Annotated in this window: 8 protein-coding genes, 2 pseudogenes and 1 CRISPR repeat array; of the genes and pseudogenes, 4 read left to right on the top strand and 6 right to left on the bottom strand. The window is 32.0% G+C overall.

The window, feature by feature from the left end; translation table 11 throughout:
• Nucleotides 1–83 precede the first annotated feature (83 nt).
• The 5 genes and pseudogenes from ACYUJ6_RS03165 to ACYUJ6_RS03145 all read right to left on the bottom strand — a co-directional run bounded on the left by ACYUJ6_RS03165 (nucleotide 84) and on the right by ACYUJ6_RS03145 (nucleotide 5,281).
• Nucleotides 84–1,508, bottom strand: a complete 1,425-nt coding sequence (locus ACYUJ6_RS03165) for an amino acid permease (protein ID WP_461844422.1) — start codon at nucleotides 1,506–1,508, stop codon at nucleotides 84–86.
• A gap of 244 nt (nucleotides 1,509–1,752) precedes the next feature.
• On the bottom strand, nucleotides 1,753–2,583 hold the full coding sequence (locus ACYUJ6_RS03160) for a DNA-binding domain-containing protein (RefSeq protein ID WP_461844421.1): 831 nt from the start codon (nucleotides 2,581–2,583) through the stop codon (nucleotides 1,753–1,755).
• Nucleotides 2,584–2,588: 5 nt separating this feature from the next.
• Entirely contained in the window at nucleotides 2,589–3,854 is a 1,266-nt protein-coding gene (locus tag ACYUJ6_RS03155; RefSeq protein WP_461844420.1) for a sensor histidine kinase, read from the bottom strand.
• A 281-nt stretch (nucleotides 3,855–4,135) separates the two neighbouring features.
• Nucleotides 4,136–4,300, bottom strand: a complete 165-nt coding sequence (locus ACYUJ6_RS03150; RefSeq protein ID WP_461844419.1) for a YvrJ family protein — start codon at nucleotides 4,298–4,300, stop codon at nucleotides 4,136–4,138.
• Between the two features lie 325 nt (nucleotides 4,301–4,625).
• Nucleotides 4,626–5,281, bottom strand: a pseudogene (locus ACYUJ6_RS03145) (plasmid pRiA4b ORF-3 family protein).
• Nucleotides 5,282–5,575: 294 nt separating this feature from the next.
• Between ACYUJ6_RS03145 and ACYUJ6_RS03140 the strand changes: the two are divergent.
• The 3 genes from ACYUJ6_RS03140 (at nucleotide 5,576) to ACYUJ6_RS03130 (ending at nucleotide 7,331) form a co-directional block, all read left to right on the top strand.
• Complete coding sequence (locus ACYUJ6_RS03140; RefSeq protein WP_461844418.1) at nucleotides 5,576–6,013, top strand: hypothetical protein; 438 nt, start codon at nucleotides 5,576–5,578, stop codon at nucleotides 6,011–6,013.
• Entirely contained in the window at nucleotides 5,973–6,830 is an 858-nt protein-coding gene (locus ACYUJ6_RS03135; protein ID WP_461845424.1) for a transposase, read from the top strand. The genes ACYUJ6_RS03140 and ACYUJ6_RS03135 overlap by 41 nt, the downstream gene beginning before the upstream one ends.
• A 309-nt stretch (nucleotides 6,831–7,139) precedes the next feature.
• Nucleotides 7,140–7,331, top strand: a complete 192-nt coding sequence (locus tag ACYUJ6_RS03130; protein WP_461844417.1) for a hypothetical protein — start codon at nucleotides 7,140–7,142, stop codon at nucleotides 7,329–7,331.
• Between the two features lie 523 nt (nucleotides 7,332–7,854).
• Here ACYUJ6_RS03130 and ACYUJ6_RS03125 read toward each other — a convergent pair.
• A complete protein-coding gene (locus ACYUJ6_RS03125; RefSeq protein ID WP_461844416.1) occupies nucleotides 7,855–8,199 on the bottom strand; it encodes a DUF4180 domain-containing protein in 345 nt (114 codons plus the stop codon).
• A 336-nt stretch (nucleotides 8,200–8,535) separates the two neighbouring features.
• A CRISPR array of direct repeats spans nucleotides 8,536–22,187; the repeat unit is 30 nt; unit sequence GTTTCAATTCCTCATAGGTAATCTAAAATC.
• Nucleotides 22,188–23,758: 1,571 nt separating this feature from the next.
• Between ACYUJ6_RS03125 and ACYUJ6_RS03120 the strand changes: the two are divergent.
• Nucleotides 23,759–24,934 (top strand): annotated as a pseudogene (locus tag ACYUJ6_RS03120) (IS1634 family transposase); the annotation flags it as partial.
• Nucleotides 24,935–25,008 lie beyond the last annotated feature (74 nt).

Raw genomic sequence — 25,008 nt, 5'->3', positions numbered from 1 at the left:
CTTCCTTCATCACATATTAACATGACTAGATAATTAAAACTCTTTGGTCCATTTATATTACAGTATCTTCTTCCAAATATAAATCACGCACCAGCACTTTTGTCTACGTTTTCATAATTGTTTCTATTACAAATCAAACTGTTTTTATGGGAGTATGTTAAGTAAACAATTGATCCCACTATAATCCATATGCCAAAATACAGCCATGTTGTTTTTGATAAACTGAACATAAGAAACAAACAACAGCATATTGCTATCAAAGGTAATATTGGTACCAACGGCACCCTAAAATTTCTTTTTATATCTCCATGGGTTTTTCTGAATATAATTACAGACAATGCTACAAGTGAAAATGTTGCCAGGAAAACCATATTTGAAATATCCGCCAGTTGTTTTATATCCACAACGCCAGCCAACAAAGCGCTTATACACCCTACTGCCCATGTTGAAATCACAGGTACATTTGTTTTCTTATTTAAACTGGAGTATGCTTTTGGCAGCAGTCCATCACGACTCATTGAAAATAATATGTGTGATCCTCCATAAATATATGCAATGATAACTGCTAAAATTCCCAAAACTGCTCCCACTGAAAGTATGGAAGCTGCCCAACCTTGTCCAATAAGATTTAATGCATAAGCCATGGCATCTCCTACATTAAGCTTAGTATAATCAGCAATTCCTGTTAATACCAAACTAACTACTATATATATAACTGTACATCCTATCATTGAAGCCATAATGCCTATTGGTAGATTTTTCTGGGGGTTTTTCACTTCTTCAGCAGAAGTTGAAACAGCATCAAAACCTGAATAAGCAAGGAACACAGATGCTGCACCTGCAAATACACCCTTAAAACCAAAGGGCATAAATGGATGCCACCTTGATGGCTTTACAAAAAATACTCCTACGGCTATAAATAAAACTATAATACCCAGCTTTATAAACACCAAAAGGTTATTTACCTTTTTACTTTCACTGGTTCCCCTTGATAAAAGAAAGGTAATAGCTAATACTATAACAATCGCAGGAAGGTTTGCCAAACCTCCCTGACTTGGAATATTTATAAAAGCAAACGGCAGTTTAATACCAAGTCCATTTAACAAACTGTTAAAATATGATGACCACCCGCCTGCTACCGTTGATGCACATACTGTGTATCCAATAAAGAGTGACCACCCCACTAAATGGGCAATAAATTCACCCAGTGATACATAAACATAAGAATATGCACTGCCAGATGATGGAATTGATGATGCAAATTCAGTATAGCATAAAGCCACAAGGGTACAGGCAATTGCGGAAAAAATAAATGACAATACTACAGCCGGACCTGCATCTCTTGCTGCCACAAGTCCTGTTAAAACCATTACTCCAGTTCCAATTGTTGCTCCAATACTCATTAATGTCACATCAAATGCACCCATGGACCTTTGTGAAGAGCTGTTTTTATTATTGTTTAAAATAGATTCTACATCCTTTTTTCTAGCAAAGCTTAATAGATCCATATATTCAACCTCCTCTAAAAATATAATAAAAATGTTAATTTCAATATATTTAGAAATTAATAATAGTAATTACATAATGATTATAATGCTCTGAATACAAGATACTTCAAATTGCTTCAAAATGCTTCACGCAAAAAAAGATACTTTTAAAAATTCTAAATTTTAAAAATATCTTAACCGTAGTTGAAATGCAAATCACAATTTAAAAATTGCCATAATTAATCAATTTGCCCTGTTTACTTTTTTAATATTCCTCACACTGTAATAATAATCCATCAAAAAACTTACTTATTATCACTTTTCCCCCAGTTTTATTATTTCCTTTAATATAATCCATTTCTCCCTTAACACTTGCAAAGTCAAACATGCTCACAGAATAATCATGGAAAACTTCATTGTAGTAATCTTCCATTTCTATATATGCAAGATTATTTAGCCCTATTTTGATTGTTCTTCTTAGTCTCTGCTGTACCGTTTTCGGATTATCATCAAGCATAGAGCATATCTGGTTAAAATTGCATTCTTCAAATGATTTTCCCGTTTTCAATAAATAAATACAAATTTTAATAATATCATTTGTTCCCTTTTTACCCAGCATACCTAGTTTGCCTAAAATATGCTTTATTTTTTTAATATTATTATCTTGTGATTTTTTATGAGGGCTAACATCCTTAAATACTTTTTTTATACCATCAAGCATATTTTCAATTTCAATTTTTTCTGCTACTTTACTTGTAACTTTTTCTACTTCAATTTTATTAATAGGTTTGCTGATAAAAAATTCAATTCCCGAATTATAGGAGTCTTCCACTAATTTTACATCCGATACTTGGGAAATCATAATAAATCTAATTTTAGACTTTAACGACTTTACTTTTCTTACTAAACTGTTGCCGTCCAGCTTAGGTAAAAGTAAATCTATCAATACAATATCCGGATTCAAAATCAGTATTTCATTAAGAGCTGTTTCTCCATCATTGGAGCTTCCTATTACTTCATTAGACTTATTTTCTTCAAGCAAATTGGATAATATTTTAACAATATTTACATCATCATCAATAATATAATAACGCACAATATTTACCTCCCAAATGAACTTATTGGTATTTCTACCGTAAAGGTTGTACCCTTATTCTCCTTAGAATCTACGGATATACTTCCCTTAAAAACATCCTTAACCAAGTCTTTTACCAGAGTAAGACCTATACCTCTACAGATGTTGCCCGTATTTTTATCATACTTAGTAGAAAAACCGGGATTAAATATAAAATTTAAGTTACTTTCACTTATACCTGCACCATCATCACATATAGTGATAATATATTTATCTTTAACTTCTTTGATTTTTAATTTAATCGCTCCTCTTTTTCTATTGCTTATAGCTTCTATGGAGTTAAAAATAAGGTTTCTTATAATTGACACCAGATAGAAATGTTTGGAAACATAAAAATTACTTTCAAGTTTAAAGTCAAGTTCTATATGTAAATTCATAGTATTTATATAATCTTCAGCATCTATTTTCAAAATATCTATAATATCCTTTATAGTCATATATTCATCAGATATTTTTTCATCAGATACTTTTTCCAGTCCTTTCACAACTCTCATATAGTCTTTCTTTATTTCATGAACATCCTTGGCAATATCAAGAGTAAGATTTTTAAGCTCTTCAGGATAATTATTTTTAGAAACAATCTCATATGCTGAAAATGATTTTTTCATTACATCTTCTACCTCAGAAGCATTTTTGTTCATAAAATAAATTTCACTTTTAAAATAAGATGTCAGCAGGATTAATTTTCTATAACGTTCCTCGTGTTCTTCCCTTACAAGAAATGATTTATAACATCTCATTGCTATTAATATAATCAATGTAATTAAAGTTCTTACGCAAGCTACTACCAACAGGGTTTTGATTATATTACTATTACCAGTTTCACCAGCTATTTTAGCCCGAATAGTTATTTCCACCATATTTGAAATAAAATCACAAAAAAATATCAAAAAGGTAAATTTCAAAAGGTCTTTTCCCTTTCGTCTATAATATAAAAAATAGACCATACATCCATAAGTTATGAAAAATACCATTTGTGGTGTTGTTGCCTCAACTGTTTTCATAATATCCATATTACTGAAATAAAATGCTACTGATTTATATAATGTAGAAGATATCCCTGCTATTATGGCTGTTACTATAGGATTTATTTCAGTATATGTATATAGAAATACCGAAAATACAACTACCGATAAAGCTATAGTAAAATCTTTAACCAGGCAGTTAAAATAGATTTGAGATGCTATAAACACACCAATTGCAATTATAGAGACATGCTTCAATTTTCCCATTTGAAATACTTTCCTTTCTTCAGACTTTTTTAATATATATCCCTTTTTCATGTTTTACAATATTAATATTTATCTTCCATAATTATAATAATTTCTACAAAAATACGCAAATCCCACTGAAAATTCAAAAGAAAGATGTTGTCTATTAGATACGCAAGGGTCCATTCACGTTAGATCCCCCACTGCAGTCATAAAATATTTATCTGGTTTCTAATTCTACAGAAATATAAAGGTTTTCCCGAATTTGGAGAAAATGCCCCCCAATCCAGGAAAACTTTCATCTATTTCTTCTTACAGTGTTTTATAACGGCTGATATACTTTTTTCAACTTCCTGCACAGACTTTATGAGAGTATCAAGTTTTGTATTGAAGTTAAAAAGCAAGTATATGCTGACTGCTATGGGAAACCCTAAGGAGCTGATTAAATCAACCAGCTGGTCATACATACCATCACCTTCCCCCTGCCATTATAATTATAATATATGCATTTCAGACAAATTTCTTCACTTTTTGTGCAAAAGCCATTTTTCAAAAACAAACCGGAAAGTTCAAAGAACACATAGAAAATTTATTAGCGGATAACTGTAATATCTTGGTTGGACCCACAAACCGCCTGTTTTTTTACATATAGAAATTCTGATTCCCGCCCTGGCACATTGAATTTAACTTTTCCCTAATCAGTACTTTTGGAAAATAAAAAATGGATTAGCTTTCATATCTCAAGCTGACGGAAATACTGCTGAATTATTATGTTCGTAATTTGCATACATCCTATAAATATCTTATCCTTTCATTTATAGAATCAATATCAAAATCTTCATACCCCTGAGCTGCTCCCCAGGTTAACATATTGTCATATTCAGGGTTGTTTTTATCACGTAAAATTCCAAGAAATTCTTCATAACCGATGTCTCCGCCCACATCTTCTGGTGGAGTTTTCCCCTTGCCGTCAACACAGACAGGATAATTAAGATTATAGTCATCTACAACCTTTTCCACCTCAATATAATGCCCCAGTTATCTCCAAAGTCATAATTGTATTTTAAATTTTTATACCCTGGAATATACTCCATTAATTTTATTCCTGTTTCAAGTTTCCTAGTTATATTATCAGGATACCCAAAGGCCTCTTCATCACAAATCAATTTTATGACAGGATTATACGAATGCTCATTATATGCAGGATCATTTATAGACAATTTACTACAAAAACTTTTACTGTGATAAACATAAAATTCATGAAGATGATAATCCTTCCGGCCAAACAGCCGCTGCAGAATCTTATGCAGCCTATCAAAAGTAATATTTAGAGTAACTGCCAATCTTCTCCAGGATTTATGTTTACAAAGTTCCAAGGTTATCTTCAGTTGCACGGCTTTGCAGCTAAAGATAGGTTTTTTGAAAAAATTCTCAAGATCCTTATACATTTCTTCTACTGGAGTTGTAAAATTATTCTTTCCATTTCCCACAAGATAAAAGCCTAACCTTCTATTCAGCCTACTCTGATAAATAGAATCTTCTGCAAGCAAATCTTCAGAAGTTTAGCACTTGGGAAATTTTTAAGACGATAGTCCTTTGGGTTATAAAGTTTCATGAGTATTTGCAGTAGAATTAATAGATTCCCATTTTTACTGTAAATTACATAGAAAAAATTTGCATAATAAAAGCATCCTTTTTATAATTATTTTGCTAGAAATTTTTCAAAAAAGGATGCTGATAAAATGGGCAAAAGTTATTTGAAACAGTTACTCACTTATATTAACAGGGTATATGATGCAGGTAAAAAAATCAATACCTTGAAAGATAAAAGAGTAAAATCTCCAGTAAAAATTTCAATAATTACTTTTGTAGTATTATTTGCATTCATGCTTCAAATAGGAAGTTTTAATAGATTGAAGCACTGGATTGAAAAGAATAAATTTAAAAAAGTTCTGCCTAAAAAAAATAAAATACCGGGTATTGATGCCATTAGACGCTGTTTGAATAACTTTGATCTTGATGGTTTAAAAGATATTACCGAGCATATAATAAAATCCACTATAAAAAATAAGGCATTTAGAAATGGTACTATTGACGGTTTGAAGGTGGCCGCCATAGATGGTGTAGAACTATTTGACAGTGTTAAAAAATGTTGTGACAACTGCCTTTACAAGGGTTGATAAAAATGGTATACTGCATTATTTTCACAGATCAGTAGTTTGTGCAATGGTTGGTTCTGATCCACATACTGTTTTAGATCAGGAAATGCTTGAGCCCAAAAAAGACAGCTCAGGTAAAGATGAAGGAGAAATTACTGCTGGCAGATGTTTAATTAAAAAGCTGTATGAAGAATATCATCACTTTGCGGATATCATTATAGCTGATGCTTTGTATTGTAAATCTGCATGGATAAATGAAGTACTCTCCATAGGGATGAATGCTGTAGTTAGAGTAAAAGATGAACGTCTTCACATTGTAAAAGACGCATTAGGTTTATTTAAGTGCCGTGAGGCGGATAAAAACTGGATTGTAAAAAAGAGTACAAATATTTACACAAAGATTAAGGCTTGGGAAGATGATAATTTTGAAATGTCTGACAAGAATATAAAAGTAAGATTTATAAAATTTGTGGAAGAAATTCATACTGGAGATAAAATAATGATTAAAGAAGGATCGATCATAACAACAGATAAATTTACAACGGCAGAAATGCTGTGGAAAATAATGCATAAAAGATGGGACATTGAAAATAACGTATTTCATCAATTAAAAACAGAATGGCATGTAGATCATTGTTTTCTCCACAGCCCTGCGGGCATAGAGACAGTTCTAATGTTTATAATAATAGCATTTAATTTGATGCAATTATACTTTTTTAGATGTATAAAAGGTTTTAGAAAGAAGAATATGCTTCAAATAGATGTTATAGAAGATATAAAAGATGAAAGATTTACTATAGAAGATAATTGGAATAACCCACTATTTATAAAGGTATAAATTCAAAATAAAACTGGGAATTTTTTTGCTGGGATTCTGGGGAAAAGGGTAGATTTAGCTATTTTTATGACCTGACGGCCTACAGATTTACCAGCCTTTTAAGTAAATGTAATATAATACAACTCCAGTAAAAACAAAATTTTTACTGGAATTTTAGTGCTAAATCCCTGTCGATATGGGTTCATGGTTAAAATTTATGCTATAATGATTACTAGGAGAATAAAGTGTTTTTTAGTTAGTCACCCTCCGGGATTTTATCTCTCCCAGGGAGCCGCTGCGGTTAATCTGACAGCAGAGGGGGTGACATATATGAATACTGAGGTCTTAATTACTGGCATAGTATGTGGTACAGCAATAATTATATTCGGAATTTTTGCTGTACTTGCACATTCAAAAGAAAAAGCTATTCTCAAATACAAGAATAGCTCTAAAAACAGTAATAAAGAATTTTTTATCAATATAAACAATGATAAAAATTCAGATTCTAAAAAATTAAGATGAGCTCTCGCCAAGCACATCCTAATTAAATACTAAAGATACAATTAACTAAAAGCCGTAGCGGCTTCTTCTAAATATATTATAACACATTGTACTAAAAGTTAAACATAAAAATAAAACTAAGAAGGTATTGGTTATGCACGAAAAGAGAATTAAAATGTTAGAAAAATATATACCTATTCTTTGTAATGCTGTACTCTTGTTAAATGTTATATTTATATTTCTATGCATAGTTCATGGTAAAAATCAATTTACTCCATTATTTACATTTCTTTTTTTCTTTAATTTGACGTGGTATGCATTGTTTGAATATGTTAAATTATCATAATAAAATAATATATTCAAATCCATTTTCTTTAAAAATGACACCAATCTAAAAATAGAGTTAATAACACCCACTAGAGCACCGCCTATGGCTAGAATATCGGTTACATATGTCACTTAAATTTTTTCATTTTAAAAAAGAACCCTGGATTTGTTCAAAACTCTTAATAATTTAACTTCTATTAATTAATAGATAATTTTTTTACTGCTTCATTTTCATTGGCAACAAAAATATATGATTCCCTTTATTACTTTCATATATAAAATCTTTCAACGATTTACTTGAATAGCAGGTAAAATCACCAATAACAGCAAATTTTATATTGTAATTAACAAACTTTTGCAATATTTCTCCAGCAAGGTGGGTACTCAATTTAAAAAAATCTTCCGTAATAGCTTCTTTATTTAAAGCAATTCTATAACATTCTGATTCATATGAAACAGTTGCTATAAAATCCAAAGTTGATTGAACATCTTTTATTAATATATCATTACTGTGAATAATTACAATTGATTTACCACTTTTGTGAACTATTTTAGTATCCATAACTTCATCTGCCTTTCAATTGTACCTTTTGGAAAACATATTAACATATTAGTACAATAAAATAAAGGCACAATAAAAAAGCTATCTCTAATTCTTTGGCACCATCATCCCAATCTCAAATTTATCATCTTCGCATATCTATAATTGTAATTCGTATTAGGACTAATTAGATTTTTATTTATATAAAAGGTTCTAGATAACGTAATAGTAATAAATTCATTTATGCTTGCTGAACTACTACTTAAAAAACTTTATCATTCGTTGTTCCAGGCTATGAAAACTGGAGCAGCAAACCAAGCATAATCTGATTGTATAATTGCTCCAATTACCTGCTTAGTTTTAATTCCTTATAGGTAATCTAAAATCACCCAAACAATCTGTAATGCCTGCAACATCTTATCTATGTTTTAATTCCTCATAGGTATCCTAAAATCCCGCATCAGGTAATAATGCTCCAAGTACCGTAAATAGGTTTCAATTCCTAATAGGTATCCTAAAATCTGTAAGGTCTATCTTTTCCCCAAATTCATCCTGAGTATTTCAATTCCTTATAGGTAATCTAAAATCTTTTTTCCTCTTCCATACCAATCCCCAAAATATTTTAGTTTCAATTCCTTATAGGTAATCTAAAATCCATGGAGAATCAGCGTGCCGCCGTAGTTATTTGCACGTTTCAATTCCTTATAGGTAATCTAAAATCATTATACCATCTGTAGATAGTCCCCAGTTGTGTTGGTTTCAATTCCTTATAGGTAATCTAAAATCTTTCTTTGTTGTGTACATTAATCACTCTGAAACGCAGGTTTCAATTCCTTATAGGTAATCTAAAATCTGAGATTCTTCAGGATTATTCAATATCAAGTCCATGGTTTCAATTCCTCATAGGTAATCTAAAATCGTTTGACGAGTATTATATTGATGCTGATGGTTCCAGTTTCAATTCCTCATAGGTAATCTAAAATCCTGTTTTTATCAATTTGACATTTAGCGGATGTCGAAGGTTTCAATTCCTCATAGGTAATCTAAAATCAGTTGTGCTTATTGTGGAATATCTAATGAAGAAGCGTTTCAATTCCTCATAGGTAATCTAAAATCTAGACAACAAAATTAATAAAAACGACATTGATTTTCGTTTCAATTCCTCATAGGTAATCTAAAATCGGTACACAGTGCTGAGGTGTCTAAAGCAGAAAGAGAGTTTCAATTCCTCATAGGTAATCTAAAATCATTTAATTCAAGGCTTAACTAATGCCATAACTGACGGGTTTCAATTCCTCATAGGTAATCTAAAATCCTGTAAGGGAAGGTGTCTTTTCGTTATGGAAAGGGCAGTTTCAATTCCTCATAGGTAATCTAAAATCTGTTCCTATATAAATTTTTTCGTTGATCTTTACTGTGTTTCAATTCCTCATAGGTAATCTAAAATCTGGATTAGGATGCGCCTATGCGGTTTATTCAACACGGTTTCAATTCCTCATAGGTAATCTAAAATCATGCACTAGGTAAAGGTATTGCTGTACAATTCCAAAAAAGTTTCAATTCCTCATAGGTAATCTAAAATCTTGGGAACTTATCCTAAGATAATGAAGAACAGGCCGGGTTTCAATTCCTCATAGGTAATCTAAAATCGAGTTTTGCTCAAGAGGTAGTGATTTTGTTAATTATGGTTTCAATTCCTCATAGGTAATCTAAAATCCTAACGATTATAGTACTAATATAAAAGCTTTTTGCAAGTTTCAATTCCTCATAGGTAATCTAAAATCTTATAGAAGGAATAAAATCAGTAAATGATTATTCTGAGTTTCAATTCCTCATAGGTAATCTAAAATCTCTGTTTTCTACTATAGTAGAAATGTCTTTAGTAATAGTTTCAATTCCTCATAGGTAATCTAAAATCAAAGATAGAGGTTTTAAAAAAGACAGCTAAAACAAGTTTCAATTCCTCATAGGTAATCTAAAATCCAAGAGATTTAATGGAGAAGGGAACTATTGTATTTTGTTTCAATTCCTCATAGGTAATCTAAAATCGTTCAGTTGGAGTGTGGGTAATGGCTCGGCTAATCGGTTTCAATTCCTCATAGGTAATCTAAAATCGCTATACCCTTTCTGCTAGTCTCTGGTGTAAATGCGTTTCAATTCCTCATAGGTAATCTAAAATCTATCACTTTTCACGTCAGTATACTTAGCCGTTTCTTGTTTCAATTCCTCATAGGTAATCTAAAATCATCCATATTGCTTTCCTAGATATTTGTAGATATGCTTGTTTCAATTCCTCATAGGTAATCTAAAATCAAAACTTTTCCTTTAGGAATTCTTTATCTCCATCTCTGTTTCAATTCCTCATAGGTAATCTAAAATCTTTGTATGCCATCCACAGGCGATTCCGTTATTAGTTTGTTTCAATTCCTCATAGGTAATCTAAAATCTAAATCTGGTATACAATGTTACGAAAATCGTGTCTGGGTTTCAATTCCTCATAGGTAATCTAAAATCTGTGAATGATTTTGAGTTCATGCAGGATAAAGGAAAGTTTCAATTCCTCATAGGTAATCTAAAATCTTGTTTCTATCTCGTCATAGTTTTCATCCAGCGCGGGTTTCAATTCCTCATAGGTAATCTAAAATCAAACTTTTCTAGCAAGGATATATAAACTTGGATGGGTTTCAATTCCTCATAGGTAATCTAAAATCAAGGACAGGCTCATATAAAGAAGAAATGCCCACGGTGGTTTCAATTCCTCATAGGTAATCTAAAATCGGGCATAGATTTGGTGTTATTGGCAGGCTTCAAATGTTTCAATTCCTCATAGGTAATCTAAAATCTGTTTGACCATTGCTAACCTGCCCAGGACAATTGTCCTGTTTCAATTCCTCATAGGTAATCTAAAATCTGCCCCTAGAGGAATACATTTCTGGATGATTTTTTTGTTTCAATTCCTCATAGGTAATCTAAAATCACGGCTTTCTTACTATCATATCGAGGACGGTAAGGGTTTCAATTCCTCATAGGTAATCTAAAATCTATCCTCCTTAATTTCCTTTATTAGCAAGTGAGTATGTTTCAATTCCTCATAGGTAATCTAAAATCACAGAGTAATGATAAATTATATTGCACATATATTTGTTTCAATTCCTCATAGGTAATCTAAAATCGTCACCTTCATATAATTCTTTCCCTTTTATATCCTTGTTTCAATTCCTCATAGGTAATCTAAAATCTGTTCCTATATAAATTTTTTCGTTGATCTTTACTGTGTTTCAATTCCTCATAGGTAATCTAAAATCAAACCCTCCATTTTGAAAGCAAATTAATTTTAGTAAGTTTCAATTCCTCATAGGTAATCTAAAATCTTAAATTGAAAAATGTATCTAACTATATCTTAGGGAGTTTCAATTCCTCATAGGTAATCTAAAATCATATAAAATCCGAATATAAAGGAATGATTTTAATATGTTTCAATTCCTCATAGGTAATCTAAAATCCAAACCTTCTAGAGTGTCCATGCAACTCTTCCCCGGGTTTCAATTCCTCATAGGTAATCTAAAATCTTTTTTTGTTGTATCCTATAGACTTAACTCTAAAATGGTTTCAATTCCTCATAGGTAATCTAAAATCCTTATTTTATTAATAATATATAAAGGCAGGTGAAAAAGTTTCAATTCCTCATAGGTAATCTAAAATCCATTTCCTCCTTCATCACATGACCATCAACAATTAGGTTTCAATTCCTCATAGGTAATCTAAAATCTTTCTACTCCAAGTCTTACTCCATGGAAAAAGAGCATGTTTCAATTCCTCATAGGTAATCTAAAATCTTCAGGAAGGTGACAATGAAAACAGAGGAATTACTTAGTTTCAATTCCTCATAGGTAATCTAAAATCGCTCCTAATGAGATACCTAAGGATTTAACTCTAGCTGGTTTCAATTCCTCATAGGTAATCTAAAATCAAACAACTAATTGAATTTAACAAGAATAGTAGTACGTTTCAATTCCTCATAGGTAATCTAAAATCGAAGCTTCAAATTGTTTTACAAATATTTATGAAAAAAAGTTTCAATTCCTCATAGGTAATCTAAAATCTGGCAGCATGAGCATACTGCCGGAACAAACTATTAATGGTTTCAATTCCTCATAGGTAATCTAAAATCCTATCATCCTCTCTTTATTTAATAAATTTATCTGGAGTTTCAATTCCTCATAGGTAATCTAAAATCTACGAAATGGTGATATGGATATCGAACATATAGAAGAGTTTCAATTCCTCATAGGTAATCTAAAATCAGAATTACCCTTGACATATTTATTATACCAATCCTTGGTTTCAATTCCTCATAGGTAATCTAAAATCGTTCTAAGGCCAGAAACGTGGAGCATATTTTTAAAGTTTCAATTCCTCATAGGTAATCTAAAATCCTGACTACTTCAGGAGGATCTGGTGCAGAATCAGAGTTTCAATTCCTCATAGGTAATCTAAAATCGCACAACTTTTAAATGTCATAGAGTCCATTCCCAGGTTTCAATTCCTCATAGGTAATCTAAAATCGAAAACTCAGCGTTAAAAATGAAATAGAAGAAAAATGTTTCAATTCCTCATAGGTAATCTAAAATCGTCAGCTCATCATAGAATTGATGGACTTGAAAATAAAAGTTTCAATTCCTCATAGGTAATCTAAAATCGTAACAAGAAAAGTTGGTTCTTATTCTACTGGACAAAGTTTCAATTCCTCATAGGTAATCTAAAATCAATTGACAAGAAGGTTCTTTCTAGTTGGGAAAATGAGTTTCAATTCCTCATAGGTAATCTAAAATCACTATTTATCATATGCTCAAATGGGTTCATGTATATGTTTCAATTCCTCATAGGTAATCTAAAATCTCTTTAGCAAAAGGCAGCATTATAGCCTATATTATAAGTTTCAATTCCTCATAGGTAATCTAAAATCCAAAATATTTTTCTATAAGTTTACCGCAGTGTTCAATGTTTCAATTCCTCATAGGTAATCTAAAATCATCTATTTGAATAAGCACTACAGTATCATTTTCTTTGTTTCAATTCCTCATAGGTAATCTAAAATCTAAGCTCGTGACGGTAGTACCACAAAAATGGAGAAAGTTTCAATTCCTCATAGGTAATCTAAAATCTAAGCTGGAGAACAGCTTTATAACAGGAATACAAGTGTTTCAATTCCTCATAGGTAATCTAAAATCGCATAAGGAGGAATATAGAATGTTAAAAGAAAGATGTTTCAATTCCTCATAGGTAATCTAAAATCGCAGTACTTCCAAATTGCCCGGGGGATCATGAAGGTGGTTTCAATTCCTCATAGGTAATCTAAAATCGTAGTTACTGATGCAAATACCAAAGTAACTACAGAGTTTCAATTCCTCATAGGTAATCTAAAATCGTTTTTTAAGCCAATTTGAAGCTATAGTAATTTCTTGTTTCAATTCCTCATAGGTAATCTAAAATCACAGAAGTACATGATAATATGTTTCCTTTTGATAGGTTTCAATTCCTCATAGGTAATCTAAAATCGGAAAAAGATTGCAGAGAATATGGTGCATTAGTAATGTTTCAATTCCTCATAGGTAATCTAAAATCGGTATTGCGTGTCTGCACTACTGTCTTTATCTAACACAGTTTCAATTCCTCATAGGTAATCTAAAATCATACACATATTATTCCGCCGATAGCTTCAATAGTCAGTTTCAATTCCTCATAGGTAATCTAAAATCTGATTTTCTTATTTTTATATGGGTTGGCCATAGTCTAGTTTCAATTCCTCATAGGTAATCTAAAATCTTAGAAAATTAAAAATGGAGGAATAGATTGTAAATTAGTTTCAATTCCTCATAGGTAATCTAAAATCAGAACTGAAGAATAGAAATTTAGAACTATCGGAGAAAAGTTTCAATTCCTCATAGGTAATCTAAAATCATGAAAGCTTCCATCTTATTAAAAGCTTCTATGTATTTGTTTCAATTCCTCATAGGTAATCTAAAATCATACTAATCTGTTTCAAATATTCCACCTCCTAGATGGTTTCAATTCCTCATAGGTAATCTAAAATCTAAGTGTAGATGGAAAACTGAATTTAGATAAAATATTGTTTCAATTCCTCATAGGTAATCTAAAATCCCATGATGATTAAATCAACTTATACGGCAGAAGAATGTTTCAATTCCTCATAGGTAATCTAAAATCCGTGTTGTTGGCAGCACATGAAAAAGAAGGTATGGAGTTTCAATTCCTCATAGGTAATCTAAAATCTGCACTCATTAAATTTAGGATCTATTTCTTCAGCATTGTTTCAATTCCTCATAGGTAATCTAAAATCGCTAAAGGTCTGAACACTGGTATGAGAACTGATTCAATGTTTCAATTCCTCATAGGTAATCTAAAATCCAAGCTGCGATCCCTGCTTATTTACAAGCATCTTAGGTTTCAATTCCTCATAGGTAATCTAAAATCACGCATGGTGTATCATCATTAATGTATTAGGACCCAGTTTCAATTCCTCATAGGTAATCTAAAATCCTGCTATATCTCCACGGAACAATGACGGCGGTATTCGTTTCAATTCCTCATAGGTAATCTAAAATCTAAAGATGTAACTGGTGATTTAAGAAAAAGCCTTAAAAGTTTCAATTCCTCATAGGTAATCTAAAATCTTAGCTGATTGGTAGCAAGTATATTATCCCAAGAAGGTTTCAATTCCTCATAGGTAATCTAAAATCTAGTATAGGTGAAGGGGATGTATCAGATACCACAGATGGGTTTCAATTCCTCATAGGTAATCTAAAATCCTATCTTACCGCCAGAGGTTCCTCCGCCTATTCCCAGTTTCAATTCCTCATAGGTAATCTAAAATCTCTATAGAATGTATATATGACATTCCGCTACTCTTATGTTTCAATTCCTCATAGGTAATCTAAAATCCATAATCATTTCTACTCATAAAATCATCTCCTATAGAGTTTCAATTCCTCATAGGTAATCTAAAATCTTTCTTCAACATACCTAAAAAAAGTTTTTAGATTCCTGTTTCAATTCCTCATAGGTAATCTAAAATCTCAGCCGATATATCAATTACTTTGTACCAATTGAGGTTTCAATTCCTCATAGGTAATCTAAAATCACTAACTTCATTTTTTTTCGGCTTATTCATTTCCAAGTTTCAATTCCTCATAGGTAATCTAAAATCGGTGCTATAACTAAAACTTTATTGACCTCACCTAAAAAGTTTCAATTCCTCATAGGTAATCTAAAATCTTCTTTCTGCCTCTTTTGTTCCATAAAATTTATTAAGGTTTCAATTCCTCATAGGTAATCTAAAATCGCTACTTCTTGTGTGCATTCTTTCTCTGCAGCTATGTTTCAATTCCTCATAGGTAATCTAAAATCAGAGGCTAAAGAAAATGGAAAATCCAAATGGAATGGGTTTCAATTCCTCATAGGTAATCTAAAATCACGTTAATTCAATTCAATCTTAATATAGGATTGAAAAGTTTCAATTCCTCATAGGTAATCTAAAATCGGTGAATGTGGTTCAGGTATGTCTTCCTGGTCACATTAGTTTCAATTCCTCATAGGTAATCTAAAATCAGGCAGAGCAAAAACAAAGGTATATGGAAAGGCAGAGTTTCAATTCCTCATAGGTAATCTAAAATCAGATGATGTTTACAGCAATGGTAGTAAAGCAGACGGGTTTCAATTCCTCATAGGTAATCTAAAATCTGATACCATCTTTTTATATTTTGCTTCATCTTTTATATGTTTCAATTCCTCATAGGTAATCTAAAATCTAAGTTGCTACAGATGCAAAGCCCCTTTTTTCTAAGGTTTCAATTCCTCATAGGTAATCTAAAATCATCCATAGCTTTCAGTCTGTCTGTTAACTTGGCTAGTTTCAATTCCTCATAGGTAATCTAAAATCAATCTCGGATAGCAATTTTATCATATTGTTCTTGAGTGTTTCAATTCCTCATAGGTAATCTAAAATCTGAACTGCTGGAGAGACATAACATCTCCTTTATAAGTAGTTTCAATTCCTCATAGGTAATCTAAAATCTTGAGAAGGTAAGTGCAACATAATCTTTTAATTTGGTTTCAATTCCTCATAGGTAATCTAAAATCCCTCCTTATTCTATTGCGACCCATTTCCAAGGTGTGAGTTTCAATTCCTCATAGGTAATCTAAAATCTGTTCTCTACTCTGTTAAAATCCTCTGCATTATAAGTTTCAATTCCTCATAGGTAATCTAAAATCTAAGCTTGCACAAATGGCTGAAAGAGGTGAAGACAGTTTCAATTCCTCATAGGTAATCTAAAATCATATATAGTTATTTTTATATATTAGTCTGTACTTTGTTTCAATTCCTCATAGGTAATCTAAAATCGATAATGACGATGAATATGGGAGCATCATGTATGAGTTTCAATTCCTCATAGGTAATCTAAAATCCTTGTTTATTTAGGAACATTGAGTTCCAAGGATAAATGTTTCAATTCCTCATAGGTAATCTAAAATCAGAATAGATGTATTATGCTGTCACCTCTCATCCCGGTTTCAATTCCTCATAGGTAATCTAAAATCATGAAACCATAGGCATTGCTGGAGATTTTACTCTGTGGTTTCAATTCCTCATAGGTAATCTAAAATCTGAGGAATGGGACACCTACAAGGAAAAGACACAATAGTTTCAATTCCTCATAGGTAATCTAAAATCGCCATTTACTCACCTGCTTTTAAATACATATCATAAGTTTCAATTCCTCATAGGTAATCTAAAATCTCTGATGCATAAAGATGATTTAGTACAACATTTACATGGTTTCAATTCCTCATAGGTAATCTAAAATCTTAAAATCATTCGGTGTCAGTGCAAGTCCCTCGGAGGTTTCAATTCCTCATAGGTAATCTAAAATCCTTTCCAGTCTACATCCTTATACATTGCAATTTCTTGGTTTCAATTCCTCATAGGTAATCTAAAATCAACTATTATGGTTCATGTTAGCATGTATGAAAAGATGTTTCAATTCCTCATAGGTAATCTAAAATCTTTCGCTACCACTTTCTTTCCATTTTTACATTTAATTTGTTTCAATTCCTCATAGGTAATCTAAAATCGCAATCTGAGTTATAGTTACAAGACCTTTATTCTTGTTTCAATTCCTCATAGGTAATCTAAAATCCTTAGTATTTTCGGGTTTTGTACTAGAACTATCTTTGTTTCAATTCCTCATAGGTAATCTAAAATCATAAAGTTTCCTAATTTGATCGGTATAATAATTGAAAGTTTCAATTCCTCATAGGTAATCTAAAATCATCTCGGATAGCAATTTTATCATATTGTTCTTGAGTGTTTCAATTCCTCATAGGTAATCTAAAATCAATAGTATTTATTATAGTTGCTGTGGACTTAATGGAGTTTCAATTCCTCATAGGTAATCTAAAATCAAAGAGTGCAGAGGATTATGTTTATAACGTACTGAAGTTTCAATTCCTCATAGGTAATCTAAAATCTTGACTGGGGAGATTACAATACCGAAGTTACTTAGTTTCAATTCCTCATAGGTAATCTAAAATCTCTAAGAGAAGATATTAAAATAGAGGAGGATTAATGTTTCAATTCCTCATAGGTAATCTAAAATCCCATGTCTAATTCATGCCCGTGTTTGTTGTGGACTGCAGTTTCAATTCCTCATAGGTAATCTAAAATCGTAGGTGTTCTTGTAATAAGTTGAATCTACATATGGCAGTTTCAATTCCTCATAGGTAATCTAAAATCTGGCGGATACCTGAAATTATTAAATTTAACATTAAAGGTTTCAATTCCTCATAGGTAATCTAAAATCAGGGTGTTACGGGCAAGATAAGTGCCAATTAAATTTGTTTCAATTCCTCATAGGTAATCTAAAATCGCATTTGGGAGCATAGCAATTACTCCAAAATGCGCAAGTTTCAATTCCTCATAGGTAATCTAAAATCTTAGAGATGCTAAACAGTGAATCAGCCTATGTAAGATAGTTTCAATTCCTCATAGGTAATCTAAAATCAAGAATGGCATGAAGCAAACTGGGATGAAGTAGTAATGTTTCAATTCCTCATAGGTAATCTAAAATCTCTGTTCCGTTTTTAGATACCATAATCGTTAGATTGGTTTCAATTCCTCATAGGTAATCTAAAATCGATTACGAGAAAACAAAGGATACTTATAAAAAAATAGGTTTCAATTCCTCATAGGTAATCTAAAATCTCACAATGAACAACTGCAGCATTCATGCCCCTTATCAGTTTCAATTCCTCATAGGTAATCTAAAATCTTCTTTTCTAAGTCCTTAAAGTCATACTCTCTCGGTTGTTTCAATTCCTCATAGGTAATCTAAAATCATTGACTCCAATCTCTACCTTCATCACTACTCCACAGTTTCAATTCCTCATAGGTAATCTAAAATCATCAAATGGAGCAATTCCTAAATTTATAGGTTTTGGGTTTCAATTCCTCATAGGTAATCTAAAATCTTTCTGGTATGTTACAGGCCTCACATTGTTCTTTTTAGTTTCAATTCCTCATAGGTAATCTAAAATCTTAAAAAGGCATCATACCGTTATGACGTCATATTACTGTTTCAATTCCTCATAGGTAATCTAAAATCCAGTGGGCACTTATGCAGGTCATTGAGCCTATACTTGGTTTCAATTCCTCATAGGTAATCTAAAATCCTTCGCCTTGAACATTGCACAGAACGTATCTAGAGAGTTTCAATTCCTCATAGGTAATCTAAAATCTTTAGGAAAATGCACGCTTTGAAAGAGAAAATAAAGTTTCAATTCCTCATAGGTAATCTAAAATCTTGGGCGGTAAAGATGCTCCTGCATATAAAGTGCTAGGGTTTCAATTCCTCATAGGTAATCTAAAATCGAGATTGCTTTGAACCCGAACAAGTGGAGGGAGAAATGTTTCAATTCCTCATAGGTAATCTAAAATCTAGATGCAGCTACAAAAGAAAATACAGAATTAAAAAAGTTTCAATTCCTCATAGGTAATCTAAAATCATCTTGCGAAAATGTCAGGTATTTCACTTGGATATAGTTTCAATTCCTCATAGGTAATCTAAAATCCAGTCAGAGATTTATCGTATATCGGGTATTGAGTACAGTTTCAATTCCTCATAGGTAATCTAAAATCATTTCATTTTCCATCTCTAGCCTCCCATATAAGTATGTTTCAATTCCTCATAGGTAATCTAAAATCGAGAAGCTATAGGAGCTTTCGCATCTAACGCACTCTGGTTTCAATTCCTCATAGGTAATCTAAAATCCAAGCTAAAGATGCCGCTATAAAAGCTTTAGATAATTGTTTCAATTCCTCATAGGTAATCTAAAATCATGCTCCATATGTCAAGACACGGGATGGATATATGAGTTTCAATTCCTCATAGGTAATCTAAAATCACTGAAAGACCTGTAAGCTTAGGGACTTATCCTAAGGGTTTCAATTCCTCATAGGTAATCTAAAATCTTAAATATAATCCGACCGCCAATGCACCGAAAGGTGGTTTCAATTCCTCATAGGTAATCTAAAATCCAAATTCTTCCTGAACATCATCCAAAGCTAATTTTAGTTTCAATTCCTCATAGGTAATCTAAAATCATAAACCCATATGCGGTCGCCCTCCGCGACCAAGGAGGTTTCAATTCCTCATAGGTAATCTAAAATCGCAAGTCCAAATTCTTCATCTGGCATCCAGTTATTTAGTTTCAATTCCTCATAGGTAATCTAAAATCATGGAAAATGTAACAAGTACAATAGCACAGGGAGTTTGTTTCAATTCCTCATAGGTAATCTAAAATCTCCGGTGCCATGTCCAAAATCCACTGAGTATATCAGTTTCAATTCCTCATAGGTAATCTAAAATCTTTTTCTTGGATATGCATTCCCTGTTTCCCAATTCCAGGTTTCAATTCCTCATAGGTAATCTAAAATCGCACTATTGCTCATGTTCCAGTGCTTAGCTTGTTCTAGTTTCAATTCCTCATAGGTAATCTAAAATCGGTTAAGAAAAACCATGAGAGCTTTATTGTACAGGATAGTTTCAATTCCTCATAGGTAATCTAAAATCGCGGTTATCACCGCCCTATCAGAACACAGCACCCTAGTTTCAATTCCTCATAGGTAATCTAAAATCTCAGATACTTGGCTTTCTAGCAACTGCAAACGTTTATGTTTCAATTCCTCATAGGTAATCTAAAATCGAGAAATGCCTTGTAATATAGAATGTGATTGGGAAAGGTTTCAATTCCTCATAGGTAATCTAAAATCAATACGTGGATTGACAATATCAATTATGTTTATTGGAGTTTCAATTCCTCATAGGTAATCTAAAATCAGGACTTTCAAAGTATGAAAAGTTACCATTACGAGGTTTCAATTCCTCATAGGTAATCTAAAATCCAATATTAAATTGTTATTTGCCACAGCTCCATCAAGGTTTCAATTCCTCATAGGTAATCTAAAATCCCAATCCTTGTCATTCAAACTTCCTGTGTTTATTTTGTTTCAATTCCTCATAGGTAATCTAAAATCGAGGTACAAGACAACCAGATCCACTTGTGGAACAGAGTTTCAATTCCTCATAGGTAATCTAAAATCTATAAAACAGCAGGATTCGTATGGATAAAGAAAAAGTTTCAATTCCTCATAGGTAATCTAAAATCTAAATTTTAGGGAGAATGAAATGCATATTTATGAGAGTTTCAATTCCTCATAGGTAATCTAAAATCAAAAATCTTTAATTAAATCATCTTCATAATAATCTAGTTTCAATTCCTCATAGGTAATCTAAAATCATCAGTAAGGTCTTGTATATCCTTACCAGTTTTCTGGGTTTCAATTCCTCATAGGTAATCTAAAATCTCCATCCGGTAAGCTCTCCCTCCCGGGGTTCTTCATAGTTTCAATTCCTCATAGGTAATCTAAAATCAAGGAGATATTTCACTTCTAGCCCAAATTGAAACTGGGTTTCAATTCCTCATAGGTAATCTAAAATCAGAAAAAACACTTATGAATAGCAGTCAGCAGGATTTAGGTTTCAATTCCTCATAGGTAATCTAAAATCTCCTGGAACACATAAAGTACTATATGCTTCATCAGAGTTTCAATTCCTCATAGGTAATCTAAAATCGATGATGCAGCTTCTTTTTTATCTGCTGATTTTGAGTTTCAATTCCTCATAGGTAATCTAAAATCTCGTCCTTGACTTTTTCAAAATTCATTATTGCACCTATGTTTCAATTCCTCATAGGTAATCTAAAATCGGAAACATATACATATCCATTTTCTCCTTTGTGAGTTGAGTTTCAATTCCTCATAGGTAATCTAAAATCTAAAGTTTATCAGCCATATCTTACCTCCTAGCATTCTTGTTTCAATTCCTCATAGGTAATCTAAAATCGGGAGATCCTTCAGATTATGATGATACGGAATATAAGTTTCAATTCCTCATAGGTAATCTAAAATCAAGAGGCTATAGGTGCTGCAAGTCCATTCGGAATGAGTTTCAATTCCTCATAGGTAATCTAAAATCTTTTGAATAGATTTAGATTAATTTTAGATAAAAAAAAGTTTCAATTCCTCATAGGTAATCTAAAATCGAAAAAATTGAAAGAGAGGTTGAGAGGTTATGGCAAGTTTCAATTCCTCATAGGTAATCTAAAATCTTAAAAGGCAGGTGTTAAAAATGCAAGAACAGTAGTTTCAATTCCTCATAGGTAATCTAAAATCATTCTCTAATATTGTTAATAAAATTCCAGAAAAATAGTTTCAATTCCTCATAGGTAATCTAAAATCTGCAAAACCAACTCCTATAGGCATAGGACTTCTAAGTTTCAATTCCTCATAGGTAATCTAAAATCTCGGGTGTTCCAGTTGATGAAGTCAAACTACATGAAATGTTTCAATTCCTCATAGGTAATCTAAAATCCCATCGAGTATAGAATACATCAGCTCGTACAAAATTGCAATATCCAGGAAAATCTTTTGAAGAATTTCAAAAACCAATCCCAGACCGCAAATTAACTGGAAACGTAAAAATTGTCGACCCCCGGTAATTTTTACTCTATTCAGGGTCGACGATAAAAAAATTTAATACAAGCTTTAAAACATTTTTAACTAATCTCATATTAAGGTTCAGCATTTATCCTAAAACTTATGATTTTGAGAACCTCTAATTTAAATGCATCTCATGTTTAGGTTCAGCTACCAACACTGCCATTGCCATCTTTAGAAGAGACATATTTAAATACATCTCATGTTAAGGTTCAGCGTTGTAGCACCCCAAAAAATGTTCTATAAATCCAATTTAAATACATCTCATGTTAAGGTTCAGCAATAACCATAGAGATCTTACTACGCAGGAACAACAAATTTAAATACATCTCATGTTAAGGTTCAGCAAAAGGTTCATACTATCTTTATTATTTAATACGGTTATTTAAATACATCTCATGTTAAGGTTCAGCAGGGTGCTGGGCTGGTGGTCCTGCTCCTCACGGATAATTTAAATACATCTCATGTTAAGGTTCAGCTAAATTTCCTATACTTGGAGGTCTTAAATGTTTGATATTTAAATACATCTCATGTTAAGGTTCAGCGGTGTGGTTACTTATATACGCAAAAGCATCAGCCATATTTAAATACATCTCATGTTAAGGTTCAGCCTATACATATATAAATAGAATTGAACGAGAGGTGTAATTTAAATACATCTCATGTTAAGGTTCAGCGATGATGAATACCAGGCTTTTTATAATAAAACCATATTTAAATACATCTCATGTTAAGGTTCAGCCAAGCCCAACAGTTTTGGAAAATAATACAATTGATTATTTAAATACATCTCATGTTAAGGTTCAGCAAGCGAATGGAGGGCTGAATATTGAATAATGTATATTTAAATACATCTCATGTTAAGGTTCAGCATGGGTAGTTAAAAGCTGAGCACACAGGCTAAAATTATTTAAATACATCTCATGTTAAGGTTCAGCTAATGTAAGACCTGTAACATACAAGAAGTATGTAAATTTAAATACATCTCATGTTAAGGTTCAGCATTCAACTGCCTGGTCTACCTTTCGGTTCTCTGCATATTTAAATACATCTCATGTTAAGGTTCAGCATTATTTACTTGTATTGTATATCCATCAATACTTTTATTTAAATACATCTCATGTTAAGGTTCAGCCTGTGTGAAATAGCCATTCTTTATTTTTATTATATGACTTAAAATCCCATAAATAAAGAGTTTTCCTAAAAATTTTCCAGGCATTTTTAGTTTTCTGGGATCAATATAAAAAAAGCAGCATAAAGCATTGAAAACTAATGGTTTTTACTGCCTTCCACAGTTTTGCAGCAACTTTTTACTTAACTTAACCTGGATTCATTGATTTTACTGGCGAATTCGGGGATTTTTATTTTCGTTTTTCGTCATATTTTACTAGCGCTTTATGTAGTATTGTGATATAATTAGTATTATATGTGTGGAGATGATTGTTTATGTACCTAAAAAAGACTCCTTCTAGCAATGGCAGAATTCGATTATCCATTGTAGATAGTTACTATGATAAAACTAAAAAATGTTCCCGGCAGATAACTGTGGAATCTTTAGGATTTCTCGACGAATTAGAAAAAGAATATGATGATCCAATCTCTTTCTTCTCTGCACGTGTTGAACAATTAAAGGAAGAAAAGAAATGTAAAAAAGCTCCAATCACTTTTGTATTTCATGATGCTGATACAATCGAGCAAGATGTTACCTTGCGTAAAAATTTTGGATATACTGCGTTAAGCAAGATTTATCATGAGCTTGGCATACACACTTTCCTTACCAACAGACAACGTCATACTAAGGACAATTATGATGCTGATACAATCATGAAACTCCTTGTTTATTCAAGGCTTTTGAATCCTGCTTCAAAAAAGAAAACTTTTGAGAATAAAGATTGGTTCTTTGAAAAAGATAACTATTCTCTTGATGATGTTTATCGTTGCCTTACCTTTTTTAACAAGCATAAAGAGAGTCTCCAATTTTGGATCAACAATAAAATCAAAGAACTCTATGGAAGAGATACCAGTCTTATTTACTATGATGTAACCAACTACTACTTTGAAACTGATAAAATGGACAACCTCAGAAAAAAGGGAGTATCGAAAGAACACCGACCAAATCCAATTGTACAAATGGGGTTATTTATAGACAACAAAGGGCTCCCCATTACCTATGAGCTATTTTCAGGAAACACTAATGACTGCCTTACCTATCGACCTAATTTTGCACGTATCAAGAAGGAATATAATCTTGGCAGGGTAATAACGGTGGCAGACAAAGGCATGACTACTGGCGACAACATTTGGTATACGACTCATACTCCTACAAAAGATGGGTATGTATTCAGTATGTCTGTTCGCGGTTCTGACAAAGAATTAAAACAGTATGTATTAGCAAAAGAAGGATATGAATGGCTAGGCACAGAATACAAGAGAAAATCTAGATTATACCCAAGAACAATTCAGATAACATCATCTAACGGAAAAAAATTAAAAAAAGTAGTACATGAAAAACAGGTAGTATTCTACAGCGAAAAATATGATAAACGTGCTAAGGCTGAGCGTGCTGCCGCACTTGCAAAAGCACAGGACTTAATCTCAAATCCGGGTTCTTATACAAGGGCTATGATGTTAGTATAAAAGTGTAGACACAAAGAAATAGATTTACTAAAGATCTATAATAAAATTAAGAAGGGGAA

Source organism: Clostridium sp. JNZ X4-2, assembly GCF_054889485.1.
Note: the sequence above shows the minus strand (reverse complement) of the source record. Positions and strands in the feature narration are given on the sequence as shown.